Annotated in this window: 10 protein-coding genes; 6 read left to right on the forward strand and 4 right to left on the reverse strand. The window is 30.7% G+C overall.

The features are described from left to right. Window positions 1-486: 486 nt before the first annotated feature. The 3 genes from MWH30_RS13395 to MWH30_RS13405 are packed head-to-tail and all read right to left on the reverse strand — an operon-like array spanning window position 487 to window position 1,654. Window positions 487-822 carry an IS3 family transposase gene (locus tag MWH30_RS13395; RefSeq protein WP_248664601.1) on the reverse strand — a complete coding sequence of 112 codons (336 nt, stop codon included), beginning with the start codon at window positions 820-822 and terminating at the stop codon, window positions 487-489. Between the two features lie 17 nt (window positions 823-839). Further along, window positions 840-1,394 (reverse strand): IS3 family transposase, encoded by a 555-nt coding sequence (locus tag MWH30_RS13400; protein ID WP_248664608.1) that lies wholly within the window; start codon window positions 1,392-1,394, stop codon window positions 840-842. Then, window positions 1,352-1,654: a transposase gene (locus MWH30_RS13405; protein ID WP_248664602.1), complete on the reverse strand. Its 303-nt coding sequence runs from the start codon at window positions 1,652-1,654 to the stop codon at window positions 1,352-1,354. Before MWH30_RS13405 ends, MWH30_RS13400 begins: the two co-directional genes overlap by 43 nt. 140 nt (window positions 1,655-1,794) lie before the next feature. On the opposite strand from MWH30_RS13405, the gene MWH30_RS13410 reads away from it, so the two are divergent. The 6 genes from MWH30_RS13410 to MWH30_RS13435 all read left to right on the forward strand — a co-directional run bounded on the left by MWH30_RS13410 (window position 1,795) and on the right by MWH30_RS13435 (window position 5,137). Beyond that, window positions 1,795-2,721 (forward strand): EVE domain-containing protein, encoded by a 927-nt coding sequence (locus MWH30_RS13410; protein WP_248664603.1) that lies wholly within the window; start codon window positions 1,795-1,797, stop codon window positions 2,719-2,721. A gap of 26 nt (window positions 2,722-2,747) precedes the next feature. Beyond that, complete coding sequence (locus MWH30_RS13415) at window positions 2,748-3,122, forward strand: hypothetical protein (RefSeq protein WP_248664604.1); 375 nt, start codon at window positions 2,748-2,750, stop codon at window positions 3,120-3,122. Between the two features lie 62 nt (window positions 3,123-3,184). Then, on the forward strand, window positions 3,185-4,129 hold the full coding sequence (locus tag MWH30_RS13420) for a vWA domain-containing protein (RefSeq protein WP_248664605.1): 945 nt from the start codon (window positions 3,185-3,187) through the stop codon (window positions 4,127-4,129). Between the two features lie 35 nt (window positions 4,130-4,164). Next, the gene (locus tag MWH30_RS13425) at window positions 4,165-4,659 is read left to right on the forward strand and encodes a hypothetical protein (protein WP_248664606.1); all 495 of its coding nucleotides are present in this window, start codon (window positions 4,165-4,167) and stop codon (window positions 4,657-4,659) included. Window positions 4,660-4,710: 51 nt separating this feature from the next. After that, window positions 4,711-4,854, forward strand: a complete 144-nt coding sequence (locus MWH30_RS13950) for a hypothetical protein (protein ID WP_248664610.1) — start codon at window positions 4,711-4,713, stop codon at window positions 4,852-4,854. Beyond that, window positions 4,820-5,137, forward strand: coding sequence for an HD domain-containing protein (locus tag MWH30_RS13435; RefSeq protein WP_248664609.1), 318 nt, complete (start codon window positions 4,820-4,822; stop codon window positions 5,135-5,137). Before MWH30_RS13950 ends, MWH30_RS13435 begins: the two co-directional genes overlap by 35 nt. A 31-nt stretch (window positions 5,138-5,168) precedes the next feature. Here MWH30_RS13435 and MWH30_RS13440 read toward each other — a convergent pair. Beyond that, window positions 5,169-5,453, reverse strand: a 285-nt coding sequence (locus MWH30_RS13440) for an integrase core domain-containing protein (RefSeq protein WP_248664607.1), incomplete at its 5' end; no start/stop codon positions are given.

The raw sequence follows: 5,453 nt of genomic DNA on the forward strand, positions 1-5,453 counted from the left end.
GAAGCCTATTGTAATTATTTTCTAATAGACTTCGATTACAACAGAGATTATTTTTCACAACATTAATTAAAGAACCGAAAATATGACTTGAAAGTTTCAGGAGTTAAAAATGAATTAGTTAAACGGTTATTGTTAAATGTTAATGAAAAAGAACTTAAATCAATTTTTAATAAAACCTATTATAAATTAACTGATTTAGGGAAAAAATAGTTGAGTCTAATGAACATTTTATATATTACCATAAAAACCATACACTTCATAATATTCCTTTAGATAAGCATGATAAGGCTTTTAAGGAAAATGAGAATTTAAATAAATTTGAGGCTGCCCTAAAATTTATAGAAAAGAATTCATTAAACAATAGAAATGAAAGAAATTGGGGACTGTACAGAAATTCTTTTTTGTCTATGGCGTATGTACATATTGATATGAATAATAATAAAAAAGCTTTAGAATATTTATTAAAAGTGAGGTTCCCCCATTAAATTAGACACATAGTTTAGTGGTTTTACTCTCGTTTTCGTACTCTTCCGGACTTTTATAGTCTAGAGTTGAATGTAAGCGATTTCTGTTATAGAAAATTTTTATATATCTAAATATATTCTGTTTAGCTTGACGCCTAGTTTGATACTTATTATGATAAACTAACTCTGTTTTTAATGTACCGAAAAAGCTTTCAGCTACGGCATTATCCCAACAGTCACCTTTGCGACTCATTGACGATTTAAATTTGTTCTGCCAAAGTAATTTCTGAAAATCATGGCTACCCTGATCTGAGTGTACTATTAATCCCTGTTGGGGATCACGCCTATTTATAGCCATCTTAAAAGCATCTATTACTAAACTTTACTTTTGGTCATTCTTTTTTGCATTGACCAACCAACTATTTTACGAGAATAGAGATCTATCATTACTGCTAGATATAGCCAGCCTTCTTTAGTTGAGATGTATGTAATATCTGAGACCCAGACTTTATTTTTCTGATTTACATTAAATTCACGGTTTAAAAGATTATCTTTAATCGGTAGATTATGATTGGAATCGGTGGTAACTTTAAATTTCCGTTTCTGCTTTGCTTTTAGTCCTAGCACTTTCATTAGACGTTCTACTCGTTTCTGGTTACATTTAAAGCCTTCTTTTCTAAGCTGTCTATAAATACGAGGGCTACCATATCTACCGTCTTTTTCAGAGTATATTTGAGCTATTCTTAATTTCAAACCTTGATTTTCAAGTTTTCTTTTACTTGGTTTGCGATTCAACCAGCTGTAATAACCTGACCGGGAAACATCTAATACTTGGCATATTCTCTGCACAGAAAATTCATTGCTGTGATCCCAGATGAAACCATATTTCATCTTGGTTTCTTTGAGAATATGCTTGCTGCTTTTTTTAATATATCGCGCTCTTCTTGGACAATCCTTAGTTCTTTCTTCAGTTCTTGAATCTCTGCTTCTTCTGGAGAAAGATTTTGTTTGCCTTGTCCTGGGAAAGCTAAGTCGCCATTGTCTCTATATTCTTTACGCCATCTGATTAAGGAGTTATAATTAACACCTAATTCTTCAGCAATTTCTTTACAAGTTTTATTTGAGTTGAAGCTGAGCTCAACTGCTTCAATTTTAAACTGTTCATCATAGGTTCTTCTTGATTTAGTCACGGTTATTTCCCCCTTGTGGAATAGTTATATTATACACCTAAACTTAGTGTCTAGCAAACAGGGGGAAGGTCATGTAGATTCTAATAATAATCTCTTTATTTATATTGAAGCTTCAAATTTAAAGGGGGGTATATGATAATATGAAAGATTTTACTGGATACTGGACATTTTTCTGTAATCCTAAGAAGTGGAATATTGATGATTTTTTAAAGTCAGGAGAAAAGTATGATACTTTCACTGTGAGAAATTGGCATAAAGACGATTTTGAAAAAGGTCAATTAGGTATAATAAGAGTTGGTAAAGATAGAAGAACTAAAAAAGAACTTGATGGCAGAAAAAAACTTAAAAGTGGTGTGTATGCTATTGTCGAAATACTAACTAAAGCAACATTAAGAAAAGATGATAAACCTGAATACTGGAATGATGATAGTTTAAATGAAAAGAGATATCGTGTTGATATAAAATATATAAAAAATTTAATAAATGACCCTATATTATTAGATGATTTAAAATCTGAAAATTATAACTATGACCAACATTTAATTGATGGTTTTCAGTCATCTACTATGCCATTAGAATATAAATCATTTAGAAAGATAATAGATAAAGTTGGATATTTAGAATTTAATTTTGCAAATCGAGATCTTAATTTAAAAGAAGATATAGAAGAATTAGAGAAAGAATATAGTCAAGCTATTCCTGAAGTTAAAAAAAGACTAAGCAAACATATAGAAAGAGGTAAAATTTCTGAAAAATTTAAGGAAGTAACTAAATATAAATGTCAGATATGTGATGCTCTAGGTGAAGATCCTTATGCTTTTAAAAAAGAAAATGGAGACTTTTATATAGAAACACACCATATTGATCCTGTATCTAGTCTAAATAAAGGATGTTTAGGTATAAGTAATCTGATAACTGTTTGTCCAAATCATCATCGCCAATTACACTATGGTGATGTTGATATTTTGAAGAATACTGATAAAGAATTAGAACTGAAGATTGATGAAGATAACATAACTATAAATAAATCTGATGTTATATCTAGATATTCAAAGTTATTGAAATAAAATTCAAATTTAAAGGAGGTGAAGGTATGGCGAAGAATAAGTGTTCTAAATGTAAGGGAGAGCTAACTAAGATAAGTCATATCACTAATATTCATATAACAGGAGACGATAAAAATATCTCCTTATATAGTTGTACTAACTGCAATAATGGAACTTTATTTGTAAGTATGTATGCTAATGTAGGTTATGGAGAGAACTACTTTAAATTTAGAATTGATTTAACAGAAAGCGAAGCTGGAGAGATTAAAGAAAAAATGGAAAACTGTCCTGAGCCGAAAAATGAAGAGTGTAACTGTCCAGCTCATGATTTTTTAGATGAATTTGAGATTAATAATAAAGATAGAAGAGTCATCTTAGCAGACGAAAAAGATAGATGGGTTTATAATAATAAAAATAATTAATTATACCGGCCAATAGCTTATAAGAAGTTGAAAATTATAAAAAGAAAGGAGGTAATTTGAATTTGAAGTCTGAAGATGAAAATTCTAATAAAGAAAAATCGGCTATAGACCAGTTAATAGAAAATATAGCGAATAATATTGACTCCACAAATGCAGCTAGGGAAAGATCAGATGAATTAATAAGAAAAAAGCGAGAAGAAATGGATGAGGAAACTAAAAAAGAAGCCAAAAATGTAATGATAGATAATCTTAAAAAAACTATTAGAAATTCTAAAGAGCAATTAACTCAAGGTGAAATTGACCTTATGAAGTCTATTGGTTTAGATAAAGTGATGGATTTGCCAGATCTAGCTAATGAGCAATGGCTTGACGATTTAGATATAGTCTTAAATGATGTTTTAGGAACTAAAGGAAGCAGTTATAATCCCAATTTGCCTTCCAGAAGAGTACAAGGTGCTTTTGGTAGAAAAGAGAGAAAGAAAAAACTTGAACAGATAGTATTAGCTATGGATTGCTCTCAGGGTCTAGGGAAAGCTCGCTTTGAAAAAGCTTTAAAATATTTAAAAACATTCTTTGAAAATTTAAGTGTAATTCCTGAATGCGAGATTATATTATGGGGAGGTACTATAGATCCCGAAACAGATATAGAACTTGGAATTGGAGAAAAAGATATGGGTGGGTTAAAAACAAATAGTTTCAACGACCCAGTTAAAGCAATATCGTATTTAACAGAAAAAGGAACAGAACAATATCAAGGTAGTGGACCTGAATATGTCTTTCAATATTTAATAAAAGCGCTCTGGTCAGATCCTGACGGGATAATATTCTTCACTGACGGCGTATTTGAAGGAGGAGGAAGTACTCCTTCCAGAGAAACTGAAAGACTTATTAGAAGAATTGATAAAAACTTAATTTGGGTATTAACTTCAGAAGCCGATCTTGCTAAGATTACTGATTTTGATCCTACAGTAAAGGCTATGGAGAGATATGTTAAACAAGATAATTAGTTTTCATTTTAAAAAGTGGGAGTGTGGTATTAGCTATGCTGGAAAGTATAAATAGAATTGTTAAAGATGTTGCTCGAAACGATGAAGGCTTATCTTCTTTACTGAATGATTTGCTTAGAAGTTTAGATATTCGAAATGAACCTGAAAGAGAAAGATCTATTATACCCGAGGATATTGAAGATAGAATTAAGAGAGTAGCCCAAAGAGGTATTGGAAGAAGTATCAATTTAATTCCTAGTGATAAAAAAGGATCCTGTCGTGAATATTGCCTTGTTTTAGCTTTTAATAAATGGAATTCTAAATCTAAAAAGAAACCAGGCTTTAAAGGGGTGGCCCAAAGAGTAATTAATTATTGGTTGAAATGTAATGACGTAAATAAAGGTACTATAATTCTAACTACTGCCTGGGATGAGAAGGATTTTCAAGAGAAATTCAAAACTCCTTTTGCAAATTATGCTAGTGACCTAGGGAAAACAGTAGCAGTAATTTTATTAACTCCAGCTTCGATATCAATTCAATATTTAAAATAAGTTACTCTAATATAAAAATGAATAATTTGCTAAAAAGGAGATGAAATAAAAATGATTGATTTAGAGTTTAATTATTTAATATCAAAAGCTTTAGAGATTGCTGCAAGATTTCATCGAGGAGATATTAGAAAAGGAACAGACACATCTTATAGTACATCCTGTGGAAGCAACAATGATTTTACAGCAAAATATTGATGATGAAGAGTTAATAGCAGCTACTTTATTACACGATATTCTTGAAGATACTGAACTTGAAGAAGAGGATTTAAGAGAAATTTTTAATGATCGGATAGCTGATTTAGTATTAGGAGCTTCAGAAAAATTAAAAGATAGAGATAATAAGCCTTGGAAAATTAGGAAACAGCATACTATAGATTACTTGAAGACTGCCGATACAGAAGTACAATATATTGCTTGTGCAGATAAGCTAATGTCCTTGCCCCTAGATTTTGGACAAGAAAAGACTATGCTTTTCTAACAGAAAATTGCTCTAATTTACTCGTTAATTCTTATGCTACTAACTTGACACCATCTATTAGCTCGTTAACCAGCTGGTTATGATAATAAGCTGGTGGAACACCTGAGATTCTTGAATGTGGAAGCTCTTGATTATACCTAGCTATAAATTCATCTATAGAACCTTTATAGTGAGTAATATGACGATAATAGTTCTGATATACTTCTTCTCGTTTTAATGTTCCGTGAAAACTCTCAATGTGAGAGTTTTGTTCTGGAGTATTAACAGCTATTCTTTCGTGCTCAATATTTGTTTCGCTAATATAGTTTTGAAAGTC

This window comes from Fuchsiella alkaliacetigena (assembly GCF_023227765.1).
GTDB lineage: Bacteria > Bacillota > Halanaerobiia > Halobacteroidales > Acetohalobiaceae > Fuchsiella > Fuchsiella alkaliacetigena.